Origin of the sequence: Paenibacillus sp. FSL M7-0420 (assembly GCF_038002345.1) — a bacterium.
GTDB lineage: Bacteria > Bacillota > Bacilli > Paenibacillales > Paenibacillaceae > Paenibacillus_AQ.
Map to the genome: position 1 here is coordinate 122,956 of NZ_JBBOCJ010000001.1, position 22,869 is coordinate 145,824.

Genomic DNA, 22,869 nt, shown 5'->3' on the forward strand with positions numbered 1-22,869 from the left:
TATGGAAGACCAGAATGGGTTTCTAGGGGGATTTTGCGGTGAATGAGGGAAATGTACGGTCAAAATTGAAAATGAATGCAAAGAATGGAAAATCATTATCGCTGCAAAGCAAGTATTCGCTTGTTATTTTGGCAATTGCTATTGTACCTCTGCTCGGCGTCACGATTTTTTTCATGCAGTACTTCGGGGGTGTAACCAGAGACGACAGCGAGGAGCTGGCCCAGAATATTCTGGAGATGAACACCACACGGATCGTAGAGTGGCTGAATACGCGGACATCTGCGGTCCAGGAGCTGATTGCGCAGCATCCTGAATTCGATACCGCAAGACCCGATACTATTTTTCCGGTGGTCAAGGTACTCGAAGAGAGCGATACTCAGTCCGAAGGCTACAGCGTCATTAACAAGCAGGGCATTCTGGCCAATTCCCTTAAGCTTACGGCGGATGTAGGCCAATCGGCATATTTCCTGCAGGCCAAGGGGAGTCTTGCTCCGGCGGTAGCGGAGATGTCTTATCTGGAACAGCTCAGTAAATATATTATCCCGGTATTCGTTCCGGTCGTGGACAAGGACAAGCAGTTTGGCGGCGGTATCGCCTTCTCGGTGACACCGGACATTCTGATGGAGATGGGCAAAAACATTCACGTGGGCGATACCGGCTACGGATATGTGATCTCTGGCAAGGGTGATTATTACGCCTACTCCGAGACCGAGCGGATCGGCAAGAATATCGCGGATTACGCCAAGACCACAGAGATGAAGCAGGCCGTAGCGCATATTCTCGGCAAGGAAGCAGGCTCGGAGGCCTATAAGGGAGAGGACGGAAAGCAGGTGATTACCTATTTCCGTACCGTCCCTGGCACAGACTGGAAGCTGCTGATTACGGTTCCCAAAAGCGAGATTACCGCTAAAGTCACCTCAGCCCAGCGGATAACCACACTGTTCATTGTAATCATCATTCTGGCGGTCATTGCCTTGGCCTTGTATCTGACCCGTCTGATTGTGAAGCCGATTGTGGCAATCTCCGGGGTGATGAAGAAAGTAGCGGACGGCTATCTCAGCGAACGGGTAACCGTGCGCTCGGGTGATGAGATCGGCCAGATGAGCCAGAGCATTAATGATATGATCGGATCATTGTCCGGCATTGTCGGCAAAATCGATGCTACCGTGGCGCAGGTTGCTGTCTCGGCAGAAAGTGTGCTGAAGTATGCCAATCAGACCTCGAATACGTCGGCAGAGATTGAGACGGTCGTCCAGGAGGTCGCCCAGGGAATGGGCGAGCAGTTCAAGGGCTCGGAGCAGGCGGCCAGAGCTACGGAAGAGATGGCGATCGGGCTGCAGCGGATTGCGGAATCCTCTGTTAATGTGTCCGACCAAGCGGAGACGGTCAGCACGGAGGTCGAGAACGGATACGTGGAGATTCAATCCACACTTAAGCAAATGACTGTAATTAGCGGCGCAGCGGAGGAGACCTCGGCTCTGATCAGCAATCTGAGCGGGCAATCCGAACAGATTGGGCAGATTATCGATGTAATCTCCGAAATCTCCAATCAGACGGGGCTGTTATCCCTCAATGCGTCGATTGAAGCGGCCAGAGCAGGCGAGCATGGGCGCGGGTTCGGCGTGGTGGCGAATGAAGTGAAGAAGCTGGCGGAGCGCACGAACAGTGCCATTGTGAACATTGTGGAGCTGATCCGTCAGATTCAGGAATCCACCAGAGCGGCCGAGGTCTCTATGGAGAAGAGCATTGCTGAGATCGGCGACGGGATGGGGAAAATGCAAAACGTAGGCACCTCCTTCGATCATATCCGCTCGTCCATCCGTGAGGTATCGGTTCAAATTCAGGACGTCTCTGCCGTCAATGAGCAGATGTCCGCCGGGACAGAGGAGATTACAGCCTCCATCTCCGATATGCTGATTATTGCCAGAGATTCTGCCGAGAGCGCCGAGATGGTGGCTGAGGCCTCCACCGAGCAGCGGAATCTGATGGGCCAGGTTGTCACCTCAGCCGAATCCCTCAACCAGCTGATGAGCGAATTGCGCAGCGAGATCGAGAAGTTCCAATAATATCAGGTAAAATAACCGCAAACACCCCTCTGCCCCACAGGTTACTGTGTGAAGCAGAGGGGTGTTTGCGGTATAGGCTGTGCTGTTAAGCTTAGTGCTGCTCCTCCAGCGTGAGGCTGTCAATCCCTGTGCGGATGATACTGCAGGAGTCGGTGAATTTAGCCATCTCCGTATCGCTGAGGTTCAGCTCCAGCAATTCCTGAATACCGCTGCTGCTGATAATGGCCGGGACCCCGGCGCATACGCCGCGTTGTCCGTATTCCCCGTCCAGGATGGCGGAGACGGCGATGATTTTGTGCTCGTCATTCAGAATGGAGCGGGTGATATAAGCGAGGGCACTGCCGATTCCGAAGTGAGTCGAGCCCTTGCGCGTAAAAATCTCCCAGCCTGCATCTTTCGTCTTGCGGGCAATATCCTCAAGGTCCAGGCTGCTGAAGCGCTCGCGGTGCTGCTCCATAATCTGCAGAATCGGCTTGCCGCCGATGGTCACATGGGACCAGGCCACGAACTGCGACTCCCCGTGCTCGCCAAGAGCGTAGCCGTTGACGCTGCGCGGATCAATCGTGAATACCTCCGACAGCAGTGTCTTCAGCCGGGAAGAGTCGATGGAGGTGCCGGTGCCGATCACCCGGTGCCGCGGCAGGCCGGAGATCTGCCAGACCATATAAGTCACAATATCTACAGGGTTCGCAGCGACGACGAAGATCCCATCGAAGCCGCCCGCCATAATCTCGGTGATGATCTCCCGGGTAATTACAGCGGCGGCATCCAGTACATCCAGCCGGGTCTGCCCGGGCTTGGGATTGGCGCCTGCCGTCAGTATGACGACATCCATCCCCGCACAGTCGCTTGCGGTGCCCGCATAGACCTTGGTGCGTGTTCCGGTGAAGTCCATGCAGTGCGAGAGATCAAGCGCTTGTGCCATGGCGCGGTCGTAGGTGCGGTCGATCATCATGATCTCATCGCATACGGCTTGATTCACCATGGAATAGGCAACGCTTGAGCCGACCATGCCTGAGCCGACGATTGCCACTTTTCTCGATTTACTTTTCAATTGCCCAGTCCCCACTCTCTACAAGTATGGTACTATTCTAACTGATCTCATCGCAAGTTACCTGACATGGCACCGAAAATGCCCGCTGCACCCGTCCGTTATTTGGCCACAATTCACATGGGAGGTTAGAGTGTTCAGAATTCTTATAAACTATAATATGCAGCGGATGGGTATTGGGGAATGCAGAAGGAAAGGGTATCCCCGGCAGTCATCCCTATGGCTGCCGGGGATACCCCCTTGTACATAATCATATAATCCATCCCTGCTTCGCCCTAGACCCGGGGCTGCGGAATCTGCGGCTCGGCAGGCAGCATTCCGGTATAGTGCTTATACATGAACAGTCTCCAGTGGAGGATCATGCCGAAGGCAAGAATGAAGAATAATCCGCCGGACTGCGGAACAGAGACATACCGGTTGATGAACTCATGGAGCAGGGTGCGGACCAGCAGCAGTCCCAGCAGAATGAAGGCGAAGCTCTTGGAGCGCTGGGCATAGATCAGCCCCTCACGTTCTTCGAACCGCGTACTGCGGATTAGCGGATAGGCAAAAATAAACCAGCCGACCAGGAAAGCCGCTACCGCCCACCACCAGGGGAAGCGCACTTCCGGTACGACGAACATGGCGAAGCCGGTGGACATGCCAAGCGGCGGAATCCATATTTTGCGGATGGTTACCGGGCGGGCGCTGGCTTTCATGCGGATAAAAATCACCATCAGCGCCATGAATACAGCTCCCAGTGTGGAGCCCACATGCAGAAGTGAGGGGTTGATGTTACCCATAATTCACGTTCCTCCTCTGTGATTTCGGTCACTATTTACTTCATTATAGCAGATAATGAACGGATTTCATTAATGATGCGCAGCCTGCCTCATGCGGGGGGATCTGTCCGAAGCACACAACAAACCCGCCAGAGTCTAACCCCGGCGGGTCTGCTTGTTAAGTATAGTTCAGCAGCTTCAGGAAAGAATGCTGCCATAGGGCTTAAGAGCGGCTACGTCCGCCAACCGAACGCAGAATCAGGCTTACGATAAAGATCAGAACCACAGCACCGATCAGTGAAGGGAAGACATAGTAGTCGCTGATCTTAGGTCCCCAGCTTCCCAGCAGCATGCCGCCAAGCCATGAACCGAGAATACCAGCGATAATGTTGCCGATAATTCCGCCCGGAATGTCTCTACCCATAATCAACCCGGCCAGCCAACCAATTACGCCACCAACAATCAACATCCATAGTAAACTCATTAACTCTCAGCTCCTTTTGTGTTTGTTGTCTTCGATGGTTACTATTAACCTTATGCCCAGCGTTTAAACCAGTGTTAAATTTTGCCGGCACACATTTATTTAGTATTCCAGTCTGTCCAGATTTATGCTGTTTAACCCTGATAATGTAGTGGGTACATAAAGATGTTATAGTGAATTTATGGTTCACCCGCTGAGTGAGTATAGGGGTGTACAGGGTATATAAGCTTATATACTATACAACAAAGGAGCCGCTGCCATGCACCAGCCTAATGAAGTATTATTCTATATTGGAACGTACAACAGTGAGGAGAAAGAGGCCATCCTGCTGGGTGCGCTGGATAAGGAGAGCGGAGAAATGAGGGTTATGGGCGGTACCCGGGGGACCCGGAACCCTTCTTATCTGGCGGTTAATGCGGCGCAGACGGTATTATATGCAGTGAGTGAGCAGGATGAGGGTGAGGTTCATGCCTACGCCATTGATCCCGGCAGCAAAGCGCTGCATCCGCTGGGCAGCAGAGCGACCGGGGGCGGCGCGCCCTGCTATGTCTCGGTGGCTCCGAAGGGAGATTACATAGCCGTGTCTAACTATACGGGAGGGAATGTCAATGTGTTCCCGCTGAACGGGGACGGGTCATTACAGGAGATGTCCTCCCAAGTGAAGCATGAGGGCTCGGGAATCCGCAGTGACCGTCAGGATGCCCCCCATCCCCATTCCGTGATTCCGGACAAGACGGGTGATCATGTGCTGGTCTGTGATCTCGGTCTCGACCAGATCGTGTTCTACCGTGTGAAGGACGGGAAGCTGGTCACTCACCGGGAGGTAGAGCTTCCTCCAGGCTCAGGACCGCGCCATCTGGCGGTTCATCCTTCGCGGCAATGGATCTATCTGGTTAATGAACTGAACAATACGGTCACCGTATTCGCCAATGATGAGCCTCAGGGCAATCTGAAGCTCCTGCAGAGTATCAGCAGTCTCCCGGAGCATTATACCGCCGGAAGTGATGATACGGCTGCAGATATCCATGTCTCCCCATGCGGACGTTATCTCTACGTTTCCAACCGCGGGCATGACAGCATCGCACTGTTCCATATTGATAAGGCTACGGGTCTGCTGGAAGCCGAGGACTGGGTGACTTCCGGAGGACGGACACCGCGTAACTTCGCTCTGATCGGCGGCATGCTGCTCGCTGCTAACCAGAACAGCGGCAATATTGCCTCCTTCCGCATAGACAGTGAGACCGGACGGCTGATCCCTACCGGCAATGAGCTGGAAGTGCCGGCACCTGTCTGCCTTGTAGCCCTGGATTAACCTGCATAAGGATTTCCTATGCAGGAACAGCAAAGCCCCCTGTTAGCCGGAGTATGGCGGACAGGGGGCAATTTGGGCTGTTGTTATTTATTTTATAAATAGAAGGATGTCCAGTTAATATACGCCTGTCAGCGGGTCCTCCCGCTCGTAGAAGCCGATGTCGTCCAGCATAATCTTGTCTTCTGTCCCTTGCAGATAAAAGGTGATGTCCTTCAGACTGTCCGGATCAAGCTCGGGCTCTTCCTCAAGGAACAGCTCGAAGGGCAGCTTGTACGTCTGGTAGACGGCTTCCGAGCGGTTGCCGAATTTGCCGTCACTGATCCGCTCCTCCAGCCACGGACTAAGCGTAAATTCCGTCTGCGGCAGCGGCAGAATATCCATCACCTCGTCCAGGGGGATTCTTGCGGCGGTGTCGTTGCTGTCAGTCAGCTCCACCTCCACATCCGGGGAGAGCTCAGTTTCCGGCATCGCCCCAGCATCGCCGTCCTGGTTAGGATCGGAGTTATGGTTCGCCAGGGAGAAGGCCAGTCCCTCTACGGCAGGGGATTCCGCAAGCGTCTGAGTCAGCGTGTCGCTAAGCCTAATGCTGTAAGCGGCTTCGGCATCCGTATGCTCCTGATCCGGGCTGCTACTGCGCTCCAGCAGAATACCGTAAGAGGGCTTGTTGTTCCGTTCGCGGTCCTTCGCGGCCTCTTCGCTCCAGTGAAGCCCCGTTGTAGCAGAGACGGTCCCGCCTTGGACGGCGCCCCGGTTGCGGTCTTCATCATAGTCCGCCACCGTGATATAGGCCCCGCTCTGGAAGCGGTTATAGTAGGCGGTATCCGGCAGCCACCGGGCGCCGCTGCGGTAATCGCGGAACAATTGCCGGTACTCGCTCCTCCCGTGCAGCGTGGTCTCCAGGAAGGCAGAGACATAGACCTTGGCGATTCTCCGCTGCTCCTCCCCGTCCATGATCCGGGAGCGCTTCAGGAACAGGCCGGTAGGCAGCGTCTGGTCATATAGCCCCCAGTCCGTATTGAACTGGCTGTGATTAGCGTCGGCAATATAGAGCGAACTTTTGAAGCCAGGGGTATTGCCGGTGTAGGAAGAGCGCATATATTGACGGTCCCCGTAGAAATCATGTACATCGCCGTCACGGGCGCCCTGGAGTGTCAGATAGCTCACATCGGTTAGACGGGCCTGCTTGCTGTCGATCATTTTATCCGTAGGAGCCAGGGCAATGACTGAAGTAATATGGAACTGCTGAATAGCGTCCAGAACAGGATCGCTGCTGAACCAGAGCGATGCATCCGCCGCCATGGCTGCGGCCTGCCCGCCGCGGCTGTGGCCAAGCAGTGCAACAGAGTCATAATCAACCTTCTGGTAAAAGGGGGTGCCAGGCTGCTCCGCGAAGCTGCCGATCTGCTCCAGATGCTTCAGAATCATCCAGGTCCGCGCCTTGAAGTCGTTGTCCGGAATACCCGACCAGGCCGAATAATTCAGGAAATTCTCATCCAGGGTGACCGCGATGAAGCCCCGGCTGGCCAGTAATTCACCCAGATAGGTATAGCCGTCCTCGGAGAAGTCCTCCATCATATGGTTGCCATGGACCATGAGCACCAGCGGATAAGGCCCGTCCCCATCCGGCATCCATACTCTGGCATTCAGCGGGAGGGAAGCGGGATCGAAGCCCCAGAACAGGGTCCGCAGCATGGGCCAGGAAGAGATATATTCGGTAGCATCCACGGAAGCAGAGGCTAGAAGGACATCCTTGCCATACGCCTTGCGCTGCAGATCCTTGCCGCTGCCATAGGTGAAGGTGTGGAATTCATAGACACCCGGCTGGGCGGGATCGTCCGCCGTTACGGGAAGCACCTGTCCGTCCTCCGCCAGACTCTGAAGCGAGGGTACAGGTTCCGGGCTGCTTCCCGTCCCATAGCCATAGGCCAGTGCGAAGGGGGAGAGGAAGAGTGCCGCTGCCAGCAGACCACCGGTGAACATTCTCCGGGTCCGCAGCAGACCGGCCGCAAGTCCCCCTATCCCGCAGGCCAAGGCTGCGATACAGGCGACAACGGCTGCAGCTCCAAGCTCCAGATCGGAATAATACAGGATCAGCAGTACAGCCCCATAGGTGCTGAGTAAAGAGCCTGCGAACAGATGCGGAAGCCGCAGTCCGGTTAAGGAGAGCAGCACAGCCAGCAGATTGCTGGACAGTGCCATAACAAGTGTTCCCGCACCGGCTGCCAGCATGATATCTGCTGCGCTCCCGAGGCCGGTAGGGATACCCATGACAGCTATAGTAAAAGCCAGAATACATAGAATCCAAGGACCGCTCAGCGCAGTCCTCCATAAGGTTGTATCGTACCTGTACGTCTTCAGGATACGTCTGCCCAGTTCTCTGAGTACACGCCTGTGCAGCCGCGGTCCCTGCGGCGCGGGGCCATACTCCAAATCCATTCCCATGATTATTTCCCCCGGTGTAAGCGGCAATAATAGAAACTGCGCTGCCGTTTCTATTTATATGAATTCGCTCTATTTTCGCTCAATAAGATGTAGCAATGATATTACTTTGAGGCAACAATAACAAGTGGGTCTTACAGGAACGGGCACCACTTCCTGCCCCGGGTCCGGCGGTCGCCGTCTTTCATTCAAAGTGAAAAAAAGGTTTGACAGCGCGGGAAGCGTTCAGTATTATATCTGTATAACCTACTAAATGGGTAGGAATAATCGAATAAGTTCTTACCGTACAGACGGAGGAACGCCTGCTTCAGGCTCGCAGATACGTGTCTTTAAGACCGGTTTGACTTGCCGCAAGCGGGCTTTCCTGCGTCTATTACTTGTTACAAGACTATTATGGGGGAGTGGACTAAGATGACAAAAGGGATCAAGAAGGGGCTTCTCGCCGGGGTTGCATTGATATTGACGGCAGGGCTTACGGCTTGCGGGAACAGCAATACAGGGAACAGTGCGGGTGCCGGAACAGCGGCCCCGGCCCCCACAGAAGCGGCTGCAAATTCTCCGGCCGCAACGGAAGCTGCCCAGACACAGTCAAAGGAACCGGTCGAGCTGCTGAATGTATCCTACGATCCAACGCGTGAGCTGTATGAGAACTACAACAAGGCCTTCGCCGCCTACTGGGAGCAGGAGACCGGCCAGAAGGTAACAGTCAAGCAATCGCATGGCGGATCGGGCAAGCAGAGCCGGGCGGTGCTGGATGGCTTGGAGGCGGATGTCGTTACACTGGCGCTCGGGTATGACATTGATGCGCTTCAGGAAGCTGGCTTGATTGGCGAGGACTGGCAGAGTAAATATGAGCATAACAGCTCCCCGTATACCTCCACCATCGTCTTCCTGGTCCGCAAAGGCAACCCGAAAGGCATCAAGGATTGGCCGGATCTGCTGAAGGAGGGCGTAGAGGTCATCACCCCTAACCCCAAGACCTCCGGTGGTGCCCGCTGGAACTACCTGGCTGCCTGGGGCTATGCGCTGGACCACAATAATAATGATGAAGCCAAGGCCCAGGAATTCGTGCAAAAGCTGTTCAAGAATGTACCGGTCCTGGACACTGGCGCGCGCGGCTCGACCACTACCTTCGTGGAACGCGGCATCGGGGATGTACTGATCGCCTGGGAGAATGAGGCGTATCTGTCCATCAAGGAGCTGGGTCCGGACAAATTCGAGATTGTGAATCCGTCAGAGAGTATTCTGGCTGAGCCGCCGGTTGCTGTGGTGGATAAGGTCGTCGATAAAAGAGGAACGCGCGAGGTAGCAGATGCCTATCTGAAATATCTCTACACCGAGGAAGGCCAGAAGATTGCTGCCGAGAACTATTACCGTCCGACACTGGATAGCGTGAAGGCACAGTTCAAGGACCAATTCCCGGAGATCAAGCTGTTCACCCTGGCGGATAAATTCGGAACCTGGAAGGAGACGCAGGCGAAGCACTTCAATGACGGCGGGATTTTCGACACAATCTACGTTCCGGGCAGCTGACAGCGGAGTTCGTGAACGATGATGCAGAAGCGGCAAGACCATACTGACAGGCGAAATTCCGCCAGAGGCTGATCGGCCATATGCCGAAGGCAGGAAAGGATGAATGGGCACATGAATGTCACGACCAAAGCTGCTGTAAGGACGGTGTCACGGCGCAAGCTGCTGCCGGGGTTCGGGATTACGATGGGATTCAGCGTGCTGTATCTGAGTCTTGTGGTTCTGCTGCCGCTGTCCGCGCTGCTCTTCAATTCAACGGGGCTGAGCTGGGCCAAGTTCTGGGATGTGGCTACGGATGCCCGCGTCCTGGCCTCCTATCGTGTCAGTCTGAGTACGGCGGGCGCTGCGGCCCTGATCAATGTTGGTCTGGGACTGCTGCTGGCCTGGGTGCTCGTACGGTATGAATTCCCCGGCAAAAGAATCTTCGACGCCCTGATCGATCTGCCGTTCGCGCTCCCTACAGCCGTGGCGGGCGTATCGCTGACCGCTCTCTATTCCCAGAACGGCTGGATCGGCTCTCTGCTGGCGCCGCTGGGAATTAAGGTAGCCTTCACGCCGCTGGGCATCACGCTGGCGCTGATGTTCATCGGCATTCCCTTTGTCGTCCGCACGGTACAGCCGGTGCTGGAGGACCTGGACAGAGACATGGAGGAGGCAGCCGCTACGCTGGGGGCAGGCCGCGGGCGGACCTTCCTGCGGATTGTCCTGCCGGAGCTGTTCCCTCCGCTGCTTACGGGCTTCGCCCTGGCGTTCGCCCGGGGCATCGGCGAATACGGCTCAGTCGTGTTCATCTCCGGCAATATGCCGATGCGCACCGAGATCGCCCCGCTGCTGATCATGTCCAAGCTGGAGCAGTTCGATTACGCCGGAGCGACCGCCGTGGCCCTGATTCTGCTGCTGCTCTCCTTCCTGATGCTGCTGGTCATCAACAGCCTTCAGCATTGGGCGCGGAGGAGCTCGCGGTAAGGGAGAACGGGTATGCTTCATAAAACTTAAGCGTATGCTTCCGAGGCGAGTTTTGTCTGGAGCGAATTCAGGATGCATATACTAACAAAACTTAAGCTTAAGCTTCCGAAGCGAGTTTTATTGCGGAGTTAATCGGGGAGCGTATGCTTCATAAAACTTTTAGGAGGAATAAATATGGCCGGTACGGTTCCCTTGCATGTCCCCGGGCCGCGTACAGGCGCGTCATCGCCCTCTACCACAGAGTCCCAAGCGGTGAAATGGGTGCTCATCTCCCTGGCCGGACTGGTCCTGCTCTGGCTGATTGCGCTGCCGCTGATCATTGTGCTGGTGGAGTCGCTGAAGCGGGGGCTGGATGTCTACTGGGCCGCATTGACCGACCCGGACGCCGCCTCGGCGCTGAAGCTGACGCTGCTGGTCGCCGCCATTACGGTTCCGCTGAATACGGTCTTTGGGGTAACGGCGGCGTGGGCGGTGACCAAGTTCCGTTTTCGCGGCAAGGGCTTTCTGGTGACGCTGATCGATCTGCCTTTTGCCGTATCACCGGTGATTGGCGGGCTGATCTTCATTCTGGTGTTCGGCTCGCACGGCTGGTTCGGCCCCTGGTTAAGCGACCATGATATCAAAATCGTCTTCGCCCTGCCGGGCATTGTGCTGGCTACACTGTTTATCACGTTCCCGTTCGTAGCCCGCGAGCTGATTCCGCTGATGGAGGAGCAGGGCACACAGGAGGAGGAGGCTGCGATTACGCTCGGTGCGCACGGGTGGCAGATCTTCTGGCGCGTAACGCTGCCGAATATCAAGTGGGGCCTGCTCTATGGCATCATTCTCTGTAATGCACGGGCCATGGGTGAGTTCGGGGCCGTCTCGGTGGTGTCCGGGCATATTCGCGGGGAGACGAATACGTTGCCGCTGCATGTCGAAATTTTGTACAACGAATATCAGTTCTCGGCATCCTTCGCGGTGGCTTCTCTGCTGCTCCTGCTGGCACTGGTGACGATGGTTGTAAAAAGCCTGCTTGTACGCAAAAATGCTCATTGACAGCTATTGGGTGCCGTGCTAAGTTAATTCATAGTATACAAGGTGGTAATAACGGAATTTAGGCAGAGTTATTCCCTAACCGGGAAAGGGAGGCTTGCGAATGGCGAAACCACTGAAGGTGGATGAGGTATGGCTTGCGCGGATAACGGAACTGCTCGACGATATGGAATTCGGCTCCTTGCACATCGTAGTGCATGAAGGCCAGATCGTACAGATGGAGCGCACGGAGCGCAAACGTTTCGAGAACAGCACAGCAAATTCACGTGGTAGTGGAGAGACCGGAAGCCGGCGGACCGATACCCGTGCAGGGGGGCGAGGATAATACAGAAAGACCTTCCATTGGGCAACTAATGGAAGGTCTTTCTTGTGGTATAGGAAATTATGATTTTCTTCTGTTGTGAATAAGTGGCGCGCAGGCATGTGGCCCGAATGTATGCGGAAAACAGTATACATTGTGCTCACATGCAGACGCGTGGCCCGATTGTATGCGAAAAACAGCATACAGTTGCTGGCACGCAGGCATGAGGCCCGAATGTATGCGAAAAACAGTATACATGTCGGTTTCCCTGTAGGTTCCTCTCAGCATGGCTGCTGGAACTAATCGCTGGACTTCCTGCACAGCTCCTCCCACTCCTCAAAAGACAGCTTGCTTGTGATCGTCTTCAACCCCTGAGGGACTTCGATATGACACATCAGCTCCAGAGAGTTGCCGTCCGGATCATTGAAGTAAACCGAGGCATTGCCTTGATGGGGGCGGATAAAAGGCTCAACCGTGCTTCTGCTGCCGAAAGGAACCGGGTCAATCCGCAGGGAACGCAGCCAGGCGAGCGATTGCTTCAGGTCCTCATAAGTGACTTCGAAGGCAATATGCCTCAGGGAAGGGTGATAAGGGGTCTGAACCTCCGGCCCTTCCCATAATCCGATCCAGCTCCGCCCCTCTGTAATCCAGAAGAACGCGGTGTCCTCATCGCGCCAGGCGAATTTCAGTCCCAGCCTTTTATAGAATTCAATAGATGCTTCCAGATTAGAAACGGGTAAATGGGCTTCGTATAATCCTTTAATCATAGCTGGTAGTGTACTCCTTGTTCACTGATTAGTGTGTTGAATTTCAGTAACGTGGATTGCGCCGTGATCCGCTGAGCCCTTCTACGAGCAGAATAATTGCGGTAATGGCATGCATCACCCAGCCGACAAAAGGAATCAGGGCAACCACCGAGGTGACCACGCCCACTGCATTTCCGATAATCGGACCACGCTCTCTCAGCAGAATGATTATGGCTACCGCATGCAGCAGAAAAGCGATTCCGAGCGGCGCCCAGGCATTTGCCACCACAAAGCTTCCCCCGATAATCGGCAGCGCCAGAAAAGCCTCATAAGCGAAAGTTCCCCATTTAAACAGTTTCCCTGTAGGAGACATAATTACTTCACCAACCTTCCAAAATAGTAGTGTTGCTTGTCTATCCACAGTTTACCCAAGGACACGGGGTAAGAATAACCTGCCCGTTTGCAGAGTGCAAGTGCTGTGTTTTGAGTTATTGTACGCCGGAGGAGGCGGGGCGTTTCAATTTTGAACAAATACATATATATTGGTATCAGTATGGCAGGCGGGTTATGCTTGCAGATTGCAGTAAATAGGAGGAGTAGCATGACAGATTCAGCACAGCCGGAGATCCGGCAGGAGCTGCCCTCGGTAGAGGATTATCTCGCACTGCGGCAGGAGGCCGGGCTTAGCCCGATGAGCATAGAGGGGGCGGCAGCCGGACTGCCTAATTCTGCTTTTGCAGTTACTGTGTATGCGGGCGAGCAGCTGGTGGGAATGGGCAGGGTTATTGGGGACGGGGGATGTTTTTTTCAAGTGACGGATATCGCAGTGAAGCCTTCCTTCCAGGGACGGGGTCTCGGAAAAACCATCATGCGGGAAATCCGCGCATTCCTGGACAGTGTGCCGGAGAAGGCGTATATCAGTCTCATCGCTGACGGGGAAGCGGCCAAGCTGTATGCCAAATACGGGTTCGCGCCGGTAATGCCTGCTTCACAGGGAATGTTTCTGCGGCGATAAATCGTGTGAATTCGTGTAATGCTAAAGGATAGCAGATTAGGAAAGTGAGGCAGCGGTAGAATGGATATTGTAGTGTTTGGAGCATCGGGCAGGGTTGGAAGTGCCATCGTACAGGAAGCGTTAAAAAGAAAACATGAGGTCACGGCTGCGGTACGCAGACCGGAAGCCTTCGGCCTTCAGCATGAGCGGCTGCAGGTGACGGCTGCTGATCTGCTGGACCCGGCCTCGGTAACGGCAGCGGTACGCGGACATGAAGAGGTAATCAGTGCGTTCGGCCCGGCGGCGGGGCATGAGAATGATCTGCTGCGGGTGGCGGATTCACTGCTGGAGGGGCTGCGGGCGGCTGGGCTTGAGCGTCTGATCATTGTCGGCGGAGCAGGCAGCCTCAAGACGGAATCGGGAGAATGGCTGATGGACACCGCCGGATTCCCGGAGGACTACCGCGCGCTGGCTTCGGCTCATGCCAATGCTTATGAGATCTATAGAGGGTCAGAGCTGGACTATACGTATCTTAGTCCGCCTGCCGCTCTGGTAGACGGGCGCCGTACCGGCCAATTCCGTATCGGCCTCGACCGGCTGATTGTAGACGAAGACGGCCGGAGCAGCATCAGCATCCAGGATTTCGCCGTGGCGGTCATCGATGAGCTGGAGGAAGGCAATTTCAGCAGAGCCAGGTTTACTGTAGGGTATTGATGTGGGTATACGCAGAAGCGGAAGATGAAAAGGCAGAGGTAGAGGCAGCGGCAGATTTAATCGCACTCTGTACAACTAAAACGCCTGATTTTTCACCGATTATCCGTATAGTTGCAGTCTGTACATTTAAAACATCCTCTGTGCCGGGATTCTCCTCATTCGGGCAGATATAGTTGTACAAACTACAGTTAGAAGAGGAGGGCTTTGCTTTTGCGTGTTTTTAGGTGTATGGAATGCAACTATGGATGCAAGTATGCTTATCTGATCCTCAGGACTAAGGGATCATTGTATATCCTTAACTAACTAATATAGAGGTCCTCTTCGTAGCGGGAGGGCTTTTTGCTGTTGGAGGGGCTTGTCGCTCGTTGGCCGCCATGAGCTACTTGGGTTATTTGCTTGCTGAAACGGGACTTAGTACAATCGAAGCAACTATAAAGGAGGTCTGGAGCAATGGATGTGGTGACAGCGGAGGAGATGCGGGCATTCGACCGCGACACGATCGAGCGGCTGGGCATCCCGGCCATCGCCCTGATGGAAAATGCCGGACGGGCTATTGCCGAGGAGGTCATCGCCCTGTGCCGCCGCCGCCGGGCAAGCGTAGCTAGTGTGCCTGGTGGCGGGACGTGGGGGGCTGGAGCGGGAGCGGTTGGAGGCGGAGCGAAGTGGAATGGAACGGGTACGGCTGGAGGCGGAGTGTGGAGTAATGAAGCGGGAGTGCTGGGTGGTATGATGCAGTGGAACGGGGCAGGCGTGGCTGGGGCTGGAGCTGGAGCGGGAGCGAGCGTTAATGGTGCACCGGGTGATGGGTTCGGCACGGTTGGTGGCGGAGTGCAGAGTAATGAAGCGGGAGTGCTGGGTAGCATGATGCAGTGGAACGGGGCAGGCGTGGCTGGAGCTGGTGCGGGCAGTGGCGGCGCGGGCGCTTTAAGCGGGCACGGGGCGCCAGGCTTCGGCGCTGACGCTGCGGGCTTCTCCGTCAGCGGAGATGCGGCGCTGACGCTTCCCGCTGCCGGCGGAGAGCATTGGCTCGTCCTCGCCGGCAAGGGCAACAACGGCGGCGATGGCCTCGCCGCCGCCCGGCACCTGCGTGAGGCCGGCATCGCCGTCACGCTGGTGTACGCCGCCGCGCCGGAGTCGCTGGCCGGCGAAGCCGCGCTGCAGCGTGATGCTGCTGCAGCCATGGGCATTCCTGCCGTAGTCTACGGCAGGGACGCCCTGGACCTTGCCGCATGCAGCGGCATCGTGGATGCGCTGCTCGGCACAGGCAGCGCGGGAGCCCCGCGCGGTGCCTATGCGGAGCTGATTGCCGCTGCGAACGCCAGCGGCAGAGCCATTGTGTCCGCAGACATCCCCAGCGGGCTGGATGCGGACACGGGGGAGACGCATGAGCCCTGCATTCATGCGTCAGTGACCGTCTGCCTCGCGTTCCTGAAGCGAGGGCTGCTGCAATATCCCGGCGCGCAGGCCGCCGGGCGGGTCGTGGTCCGCTCCATCGGCATACCCGCTGCCCTTGCCCGAGAGGGAGGCGTCCAGGTCAGCCTCCTGACGCCGGAAGTACTGACGGCGCGCCTGAAGGTCGACCTGGCGCGCCGCCGTTCGCCCGAGGGCCACAAGGGCACCTACGGGCATATCCTGCTTGCAGCAGGAAGCCGGCGCATGAGCGGTGCAGGCCTGTTGTCTGCCCGCGCTGCACTGCGCGCAGGCTGCGGGCTGGTAACCTGGGCGCTGCCGGAGAAGCTGCTGCCCTATGTGATCGGTTCTGTACCGGAGCTGATGCTGGCCCCGGTCACCGGAGGTGACGGGGAGTGGAATGCGGGTACGGCCGCTGAAGTGCTGCGGCTGAGCACCAGCCGCGATTGTATAGCCATCGGCCCCGGCCTGGGCCGGTTCGAAGGAGACACGGAGTGGCTCCGCAGACTGTGGGAGGAGACGGACGGTCCTATGGTTATCGATGCGGATGCGCTGAATATACTGGCCGATACCGGTTACCGGAGCTGGAGCCGCCGCCATCCGGTTATTCTGACCCCGCATCCGGGGGAGATGGCCCGTCTGGCGGGGATATCTACAGCGGAGGTGCAGCGGGACCGGATCGGAATAGCATTGTCCTACGCCGTTCAGCATGGGGTAATCCTTGTGCTCAAAGGAGCACATACCGTAATAGCAACGCCCGAAGGTCAGGCCTATATCAATATCACCGGACATCCCGGTATGGGCACCGGCGGTGCGGGGGATGTGCTGACAGGCATCATCTCCGGTTTGCTGGCCCAGGGCCTGGAGGCGGATCAGGCTGCAGCGTTTGGAGTCTATCTGCACGGGCTGGCTGGAGAGCGCGCCGCCCGGAAGCGGGACAACCCTTCCGCCCTGATCGCAGGGGATATTATCGAAGCGCTGTAAGTGTAGGCACCGGCTCGATGTCTCCAACCAACATTCCTTTAACAAATTCAAGCTCTTGCTCGCTCTGGCGCACGGCCCTGCTTCGAGCTCAAAGTCTATGTTGGTCTGCTATCTGCTTTAGCGGATAATAGGTGGATTTCGTCCACCTGCTGATGAGCGGACGAGTGCTGGCGGGACGTTAGTTGGATAAACGACACTTCATTTGGCACATTTCACCCCAGGCGGCAAAACTAACTTTATTAGTTGTAGTTTTTTCACCTGCTTGCCTATAATCGGCAGAAACGGATGAAATAAGACACATTTCTCCAATTGTTTGCTTAGGGCATCCTATTGAGCTCGATGCACCGGACGATAAGAGTTAACGCAATGTGCTAGCGCGAGGTCATCGGGCCCAATATAATCGAAAAACCGACCACATTGGGCGTGACGGAGGCGTGTGGTCCCAATATAGTCGAAAAACCGACCACATTGGGCGTGACGGAGACGTATGGTCCAAATATAGTCGAAAAACCGACCACATTGGGCGTGACGGAGGCGTGTGATCCCAATGTAATCGAAAAACCGACCACATTGGGCGTGACGGAGGCGTGTGGTCCCAATGTAATCGAAAAACCGACCACGTTGGGGGTGACGGAGACGTATGGTCCCAATATAGTCGAAAAACCGACCACATTGGTCCTGACGGAGGCGTGTGGTCCCAATGTATGCGGAAAACCGAACACAATGTGCCGTGAGAAGGGTTTGCGGTTTCCGAATACCGATCCCATCCAGCCCGGTATCCAGCCTTACCCGCCATCCCGGCCCTTCCCCATTCTCCGCCCCGTCTGAACCCGCCAGGTCAGAACAAGATCAGACAGACCAGCGGAATGAACAGAGCGAAGAAGGGAAGCAGGATCGGGAAGCGTTCGCCCGCGATCTGGGCGATGCGGAACAGCAGCAGGATGGCGAGTCCGGTAAGGCCGGAGACAAGGGAGTCGCCGCCCTGCTCCGCAGCGAGCCACAGGCCGGCGCCATAGCCGGCAATGGCATACAGGGCCAGCGCCGGGCTGAGCGAGGTGGAGCGCAACATGCGCAGCAGCGCATCGGCCAGGATGGCAGCCGGTAGGCCGTAGGCGTAGATGGCATAAGGCACCGATACCGGCCAGCCGGACGGAATTCCGTCCTCATAGCCATGGATCAGCATGAACAGGGAGATCAGGATGAAGGTCAATCCGGCGGCCGACAGCTTGGTTAGAGCATACATGCCCGCATTCAGGCGGACAGAAGGCAGGTTGAAATCCTTGTGTTGATTCATCGCTATACATCCTTTCGGGTTGGGAATGAACAAGGCCGGAGTGACCGGCTGAAGCCTGGACATGGATCAGCTGGTAACCATGTCTCCGCCGTTAACATGAATGCAGGTGCCTGTTACATAAGAAGCATCATCGCTGGCCAGGTAGACATAGGCTCCTGCCAGTTCGTAAGGCTGTGCCGCACGCTTGAACGGAGTCTCCGTACCGAAGACACTGATCTCCTCCGCAGAGAAGCTGGCGGGAATCAGCGGCGTCCATACCGGACCGGGAGACGATAGCGCCCTTGGTAGATGGCTTCCGTATATGGGTATGCATGCGCCCAGAAAAGCGTGCGGCGTGAAGTGGAGTCATACACATAGAAATGGGGAGAATGCATGATATATAGAGCAATGACAGGGGAAGATTACGAAGCGGCTTACCGGTTGTGGGAGAATACGGACGGAATGGGCCTCAGTGAAGCCGACTCACGTGAGCATATTATCCGTTATCTGGAGCGGAATCCGGGGATCAGCCAGGTATGCGTGAAGGAGGACGGTACCCTTATGGGCACAGCGATGTGCGGGCATGACGGACGCAGAGGCTATATGTATCATGTGGCTGTTGACAGCAGCAGCCGGGGAAGCGGTGCAGGCCGTGAGCTGGTGAGGCGTTGTCTCGCGGGACTGCAGGAAGCGGGCATCACGAAATGCCATCTCATGGTGATCGGGGATAATACGCCGGGCCGCAGCTTCTGGACCCGTATCGGCTGGCAGGAGCGGGACGGGCTGGTGCTTTTCTCAAAATAAGAATGTATAGGTTTCACGTTATAAATTATCCTTCTACTTCCCTCACAATTCATGTAATAGTGTAGCTTTGGGGCGGACGCAGTATAATGTATAGGTGCTGCACAATGAACGGATGTACATCATTACATCATTCGTTGTACATGGCCGAATTCAGATAGCGGGAGACCAGAACTATGAGATTTAAAGATGTATTCTCAATTATAGGTCCGGCTATGGTCGGGCCTTCCAGTTCTCATACAGCGGGAGCCGCGCGGATCGGGCGGGCCGCAAGGCAGGTGCTTGGTGAGCTGCCGGGAGAGGCCGAGGTTACGTTCTTCGGTTCTTTTGCCGCGACTTATCAGGGACACGGGACAGACCGGGCGATCGCCGGAGGTCTGCTTGACTTCGCCACGGACGACCACCGGCTGCCGGATTCCATTGAGCTTGCGGCCGAAGCCGGGATGAGCCTCTCCTTCGGTCAGGGAACGGGGCTGTTTCCCCATCCCAATACGGTCCGTCTGCGCCTTGCAGGCAGGGAGAGCGGGACGGAGCTGACCCTTACCGGCACCTCCATCGGCGGCGGCAATATTGAGATTGTAGATATTGACGGCTTCAGCGTGAAGCTGACCGGCATGTACCCGACGGTGCTGATTCAGCATATGGATTATCTGGGTGTGCTGGCCAGTGTTACGGATGTCATGCGGGAGGGCCAGTTCAATATCGGACATATGTCACTCGACCGGAAGAACCGCAGCGGGGCGGCCTTGACGGTGCTGGAGCTGGATGAGCCAGCCACGGCGGAGCTGCTGGAGAAGCTGCGGGCGCTTCCGGCAGTGAACAGCGTCAAGGTAGTCGATTTGAACGGCAATACACAAGAACAGACACAGAAGGGGAAGGACATCACAACATGAATTTTCAAACACTCAGCCAGCTGGCTGTACTATGCGGGGAGCGGGAGCTTGGAATCGGTGCTCTGATGCTTGAGGAGCAGAGTGCCGAATCCGGCCGTTCCCAGGAGCAGGAATTTGCCACCATGCGTGAGTATTACGGGGTAATGAAGGAAGCGGTGCAACGCGGCATGACCGAAGATACCACCTCACGCAGCGGCTTGACAGGCCTGGATGCCCAGCGGGTGGCCGCCTATAATGCAGCGGATGAGCCTTGTCTCGGGGGACCGGCAGGCCAGGCGATGGCGTATGCCCTTGCCGTCTCTGAAGTGAATGCCTCCATGGGCCGGATTATTGCCACACCGACTGCCGGTTCCTGCGGGATTATTCCCGGGGTGTTCTTGAGCTGTCAGGAGCGCTTCGGCTGGGACGATGATTATATGGTCTCCGGTCTGTTCGCGGCTGGAGCGATAGGGTATGTTATTGCTAATAATTCTTTTGTATCGGGTGCGGAAGGCGGCTGTCAGGCCGAGGTGGGTTCAGCGATCGGCATGGCGGCCGGAGCCTTGACCGAGATGCGCGGCGGGACTCCGGCACAGGCTGTACATGCGGTGGGTCTCGCGCTCAAAAATACACTGGGGCTGATCTGTGATCCGGTGGGCGGACTTGTGGAGATTCCATGCATTGTCCGCAACGGCTTCGGTGCCGTTACGGCACTGGCGGCGGCGGATATGGCCTTGGCCGGCGTCCGTAGCGTGATTCCGTCCGATGAAGTGATTAAGGTCATGCTGGAGGTCGGCTCTGCGATGCCCGAGAAGCACCGGGAGACGGCCGGGGGCGGGCTGGCCCAGACCCCGACCGGCCGCCGGATTATGAAGGATCTGCGGAACCCGAAATAACCGCCCGGTCACAGGCACACTTGCAGTCTGCCGTTCATCAGAGCATACGGAAGCGTTCCAGGTGCTCCCATAAGCCCTCCTGCCGGAGAATCTCCGCCTGCTTCGGGCCCATGAGGTCGAAGTGGGGGAACGGCTGGCGGTTATGAATATACCGCGCGGGGAGACCATGCTTCCTGCACCACTCCCGCAGGCGGGGCAGATCGCTGCAGCCCACTTTGGTGACGGTTGTGATCTCCGGGTAGCGTTTGTCTATCCAGTAATGGGTCAGGAACGCAATCTCCCCTGCGGAGACGGCCTGTTTCCAGCGGGTTAATTCCGCCCGGTTGATTCCAAAAGCCATGGCTGTTCATCCTTATCTGTAAGAGTAAGTAGACTATATATAACGCAAATATTACCGGAAGGAGAGTGTATTATGAACGGACAAGTAAGAGCCGATATCCGCCCCGGCATTCAGGTAGACATCGTACTGAAGCAGGATCAGGCAACCGGCAAGCTCACGCACGGCACAGTGAAAGACATCCTGACCAACTCGCCCCGCCATCCGCACGGGATCAAGGTGCGGCTAGCGGACGGCCAGGTTGGACGGGTCAAGAACATTACCGGCTCATGAATTGCTCCACCGACTGGTCGGCCTTCGTCTGATTGCATAAATTGCAGGCACAGACGCAGTTATCCGGCGTAGTATGCCCGCCCTTGGCGCGGGGGAGCAGATGATCAATGGTATCCCCGTATTGGCCGCAGAAATAACAGGTATAGTTGTCCCTCGTCAAAATATAGGCGCGGAAGTCCTTGTTGCTGTATAAGCGGCGGATCGTCCGCCGGTTCACGACGATGGCCGCATGCTCCTTGACCAGTGTCACGGCAAGCTCAAGGTCGATCTCCTGATGCCAGCGGCGGCCCTTATCGCTGTGCCCGCGCATGAGAATCATGCCCTTGGCTGAAGGAATCAGAGCAGAGGCATCCTGCGGATCGGGCTTCGGCCCGCGCTGCTGCGGAAGGCTGCGCCCGGTCTCGGCGGCATGCCGTGGACGCGCCTTGCCCTTAAGGCCGGCCGTGCCCGCGCTGCCTCTGGCGTCCCGGGCACGCTCCGGCCGGGAGGCTGGACGGGGCTGGGCCATGGGCGGCTTTGCCTTCTCGGGCGCCGCTGCCCCGGAGGTAGAGACCGGCCCCTTGTCCCGCTTAAGGGGGCTGGCCGGTCCGGCCTGGCGCTCCGGCAAGGCAGGCGCTGCGCTTGAATGCACTGGAGGCAAGGAAGCTTCGGCCTCGCGGAGCTTGCGGCATTCCCGGCACGCGCCGCGCCGGGACATGCCTTTGGCGCGCTTGCCTGTGCGTCTGCGGAATTCAGAGAGCGGCTTCAGCTGATGGCAGTACGCGCATTTTTTGGATGGAGGTAGAGTTGTAATCTCAGTCATAAGTGTACTTGGCAGAAGCAGCCTTAAGCCGCAACCGTCCAATCCCTTCTGTATTGTGAATGATAATTGCATCTGCTTGTATGCGTCCGCTTTAATGTCAGTAGTTGTCCTAATTGATACTAGTATAGCGTAAACCGCAGACATTCACACAGCAGGCACATCATGCAAATTTTCCGGAGTGTGATTTCTTTCCCGGCAATCTTGAGGAGAAATGTGTAAAATCTCAATAAAGCATAGGTGCTAACCAGAAATAGCCCTAATCCGTAGCCGGAAAACATGTGCCTGAAATGAGGAATGAGGATGAACGCTGCTAAAAAAATGCCAGGTGCTGTTAGGGTGCTGGTGGTACTTCAAGGGTTTTTGAGCTTGGGGGCCATCGCAGGCGGGCTGGCGCTGCTAACGGATCCCAGCGGGGAATTGCTCGGTATGCCGGCCACTGCAATGGCACGGATGCCCTTTCACAGCTTTGCCGTCCCTGGGCTGCTGCTGCTGTCCGTATTCGGCATGCTCCCGCTGCTCGTGCTGTACGGCCTCTGGAAGCAGCCGCAGTGGGCTTGGAGCTACGCCTTGACACCGTTCAAGGAGCGGCATGCGGCCTGGAGCTTTTCGCTCTATATCGGCTTCGGCCAGATTATCTGGATTATGGTGCAGACCTACATGTGGAACATGGTCAGCTTGATTCATGTGTTCTATATGTCGCTGGGAATGCTGATTCAGATCGTGACGCTGCTGCCCGGGGTTCAAAGATATTTTATGCTGGACGGCCGTGCCGAAAGAAGTTAGAATGTCAGTGAACATAAAAGGGCTTTCATTGAGCTGCGGGAG

Annotated in this window: 23 protein-coding genes and 1 pseudogene; 14 read left to right on the top strand and 10 right to left on the bottom strand. The window is 56.4% G+C overall.

What is annotated here, in order from left to right:
- The first annotated feature begins 38 nt into the window (after positions 1–38).
- The gene (locus tag MKX51_RS00555) at positions 39–2,066 is read left to right on the top strand and encodes a methyl-accepting chemotaxis protein (protein WP_340990826.1); all 2,028 of its coding nucleotides are present in this window, start codon (positions 39–41) and stop codon (positions 2,064–2,066) included.
- 91 nt (positions 2,067–2,157) lie between these two features.
- Here MKX51_RS00555 and MKX51_RS00560 read toward each other — a convergent pair whose 3' ends face one another.
- The 3 genes from MKX51_RS00560 to MKX51_RS00570 form a co-directional block, all read right to left on the bottom strand.
- On the bottom strand, positions 2,158–3,120 hold the full coding sequence (locus MKX51_RS00560; protein ID WP_340990827.1) for an L-lactate dehydrogenase: 963 nt from the start codon (positions 3,118–3,120) through the stop codon (positions 2,158–2,160).
- Positions 3,121–3,392: 272 nt separating this feature from the next.
- Positions 3,393–3,899: a CcdC family protein gene (locus tag MKX51_RS00565; RefSeq protein WP_036732774.1), complete on the bottom strand. Its 507-nt coding sequence runs from the start codon at positions 3,897–3,899 to the stop codon at positions 3,393–3,395.
- Between the two features lie 202 nt (positions 3,900–4,101).
- Positions 4,102–4,362, bottom strand: a complete 261-nt coding sequence (locus tag MKX51_RS00570) for a GlsB/YeaQ/YmgE family stress response membrane protein (RefSeq protein WP_036732764.1) — start codon at positions 4,360–4,362, stop codon at positions 4,102–4,104.
- Positions 4,363–4,618: 256 nt separating this feature from the next.
- Between MKX51_RS00570 and MKX51_RS00575 the strand changes: the two genes are divergently transcribed.
- Entirely contained in the window at positions 4,619–5,671 is a 1,053-nt protein-coding gene (locus tag MKX51_RS00575; RefSeq protein ID WP_340990828.1) for a lactonase family protein, read from the top strand.
- A 114-nt stretch (positions 5,672–5,785) separates the two neighbouring features.
- On the opposite strand, the gene MKX51_RS00580 is transcribed toward MKX51_RS00575, so the two are convergent.
- On the bottom strand, positions 5,786–8,113 hold the full coding sequence (locus MKX51_RS00580; RefSeq protein ID WP_340990829.1) for a poly(ethylene terephthalate) hydrolase family protein: 2,328 nt from the start codon (positions 8,111–8,113) through the stop codon (positions 5,786–5,788).
- Between the two features lie 408 nt (positions 8,114–8,521).
- Between MKX51_RS00580 and MKX51_RS00585 the strand changes: the two genes are divergently transcribed.
- The 4 genes from MKX51_RS00585 to MKX51_RS00600 all read left to right on the top strand — a co-directional run bounded on the left by MKX51_RS00585 (position 8,522) and on the right by MKX51_RS00600 (position 11,966).
- Positions 8,522–9,643, top strand: a complete 1,122-nt coding sequence (locus MKX51_RS00585; RefSeq protein WP_340990830.1) for a sulfate ABC transporter substrate-binding protein — start codon at positions 8,522–8,524, stop codon at positions 9,641–9,643.
- 111 nt (positions 9,644–9,754) lie between these two features.
- The gene (gene cysT / locus MKX51_RS00590; protein ID WP_340990831.1) at positions 9,755–10,606 is read left to right on the top strand and encodes a sulfate ABC transporter permease subunit CysT; all 852 of its coding nucleotides are present in this window, start codon (positions 9,755–9,757) and stop codon (positions 10,604–10,606) included.
- Between the two features lie 174 nt (positions 10,607–10,780).
- Positions 10,781–11,644, top strand: coding sequence for a sulfate ABC transporter permease subunit CysW (gene cysW, locus MKX51_RS00595; RefSeq protein ID WP_076083413.1), 864 nt, complete (start codon positions 10,781–10,783; stop codon positions 11,642–11,644).
- A gap of 100 nt (positions 11,645–11,744) precedes the next feature.
- A complete protein-coding gene (locus MKX51_RS00600) occupies positions 11,745–11,966 on the top strand; it encodes a YezD family protein (RefSeq protein WP_036732753.1) in 222 nt (73 codons plus the stop codon).
- A gap of 275 nt (positions 11,967–12,241) precedes the next feature.
- Here MKX51_RS00600 and MKX51_RS00605 read toward each other — a convergent pair whose 3' ends face one another.
- Together MKX51_RS00605 and MKX51_RS00610 are read right to left on the bottom strand one after the other, a co-directional pair.
- Positions 12,242–12,709, bottom strand: coding sequence for a VOC family protein (locus tag MKX51_RS00605; protein WP_340945097.1), 468 nt, complete (start codon positions 12,707–12,709; stop codon positions 12,242–12,244).
- A gap of 43 nt (positions 12,710–12,752) precedes the next feature.
- Entirely contained in the window at positions 12,753–13,061 is a 309-nt protein-coding gene (locus tag MKX51_RS00610) for a hypothetical protein (protein WP_036732747.1), read from the bottom strand.
- Positions 13,062–13,289: 228 nt separating this feature from the next.
- On the opposite strand from MKX51_RS00610, the gene MKX51_RS00615 reads away from it, so the two are divergent.
- From MKX51_RS00615 to MKX51_RS00625, 3 genes are all read left to right on the top strand, one after another.
- A complete protein-coding gene (locus MKX51_RS00615; RefSeq protein WP_340990832.1) occupies positions 13,290–13,703 on the top strand; it encodes a GNAT family N-acetyltransferase in 414 nt (137 codons plus the stop codon).
- A gap of 60 nt (positions 13,704–13,763) precedes the next feature.
- Complete coding sequence (locus MKX51_RS00620) at positions 13,764–14,396, top strand: NAD(P)-dependent oxidoreductase (protein WP_340990833.1); 633 nt, start codon at positions 13,764–13,766, stop codon at positions 14,394–14,396.
- A 450-nt stretch (positions 14,397–14,846) separates the two neighbouring features.
- On the top strand, positions 14,847–16,790 hold the full coding sequence (locus MKX51_RS00625) for an NAD(P)H-hydrate dehydratase (protein ID WP_340990834.1): 1,944 nt from the start codon (positions 14,847–14,849) through the stop codon (positions 16,788–16,790).
- 838 nt (positions 16,791–17,628) lie between these two features.
- On the opposite strand, the gene MKX51_RS00630 is transcribed toward MKX51_RS00625, so the two are convergent.
- On the bottom strand, positions 17,629–18,084 hold the full coding sequence (locus tag MKX51_RS00630) for a hypothetical protein (protein ID WP_340990835.1): 456 nt from the start codon (positions 18,082–18,084) through the stop codon (positions 17,629–17,631).
- 66 nt (positions 18,085–18,150) lie between these two features.
- A pseudogene (locus MKX51_RS00635) lies at positions 18,151–18,354 on the bottom strand (SDR family oxidoreductase); the annotation flags it as partial.
- Between the two features lie 102 nt (positions 18,355–18,456).
- On the opposite strand from MKX51_RS00635, the gene MKX51_RS00640 reads away from it, so the two are divergent.
- From MKX51_RS00640 to sdaAA, 3 genes are all read left to right on the top strand, one after another.
- Entirely contained in the window at positions 18,457–18,867 is a 411-nt protein-coding gene (locus tag MKX51_RS00640; protein ID WP_340990836.1) for a GNAT family N-acetyltransferase, read from the top strand.
- Between the two features lie 173 nt (positions 18,868–19,040).
- Positions 19,041–19,757: an L-serine ammonia-lyase, iron-sulfur-dependent subunit beta gene (sdaAB, locus tag MKX51_RS00645; RefSeq protein ID WP_340990837.1), complete on the top strand. Its 717-nt coding sequence runs from the start codon at positions 19,041–19,043 to the stop codon at positions 19,755–19,757.
- A complete protein-coding gene (gene sdaAA / locus MKX51_RS00650) occupies positions 19,754–20,632 on the top strand; it encodes an L-serine ammonia-lyase, iron-sulfur-dependent, subunit alpha (RefSeq protein WP_036732726.1) in 879 nt (292 codons plus the stop codon). Before sdaAB ends, sdaAA begins: the two co-directional genes overlap by 4 nt.
- 37 nt (positions 20,633–20,669) lie before the next feature.
- Here the strand turns inward: sdaAA and MKX51_RS00655 are convergent, their stop codons facing one another.
- Positions 20,670–20,972 carry a hypothetical protein gene (locus tag MKX51_RS00655; protein ID WP_209877347.1) on the bottom strand — a complete coding sequence of 101 codons (303 nt, stop codon included), beginning with the start codon at positions 20,970–20,972 and terminating at the stop codon, positions 20,670–20,672.
- Positions 20,973–21,044: 72 nt separating this feature from the next.
- On the opposite strand from MKX51_RS00655, the gene MKX51_RS00660 reads away from it, so the two are divergent.
- The gene (locus tag MKX51_RS00660; RefSeq protein WP_209877346.1) at positions 21,045–21,242 is read left to right on the top strand and encodes a YwbE family protein; all 198 of its coding nucleotides are present in this window, start codon (positions 21,045–21,047) and stop codon (positions 21,240–21,242) included.
- On the opposite strand, the gene MKX51_RS00665 is transcribed toward MKX51_RS00660, so the two are convergent.
- Positions 21,229–22,044: an HNH endonuclease gene (locus tag MKX51_RS00665; RefSeq protein WP_340990838.1), complete on the bottom strand. Its 816-nt coding sequence runs from the start codon at positions 22,042–22,044 to the stop codon at positions 21,229–21,231. The genes MKX51_RS00660 and MKX51_RS00665 overlap by 14 nt on opposite strands.
- A 300-nt stretch (positions 22,045–22,344) precedes the next feature.
- Here MKX51_RS00665 and MKX51_RS00670 point away from each other — a divergent pair, with 300 nt between their 5' ends.
- Positions 22,345–22,827, top strand: coding sequence for a hypothetical protein (locus MKX51_RS00670; RefSeq protein WP_340990839.1), 483 nt, complete (start codon positions 22,345–22,347; stop codon positions 22,825–22,827).
- The last annotated feature ends 42 nt before the right edge of the window (positions 22,828–22,869 follow it).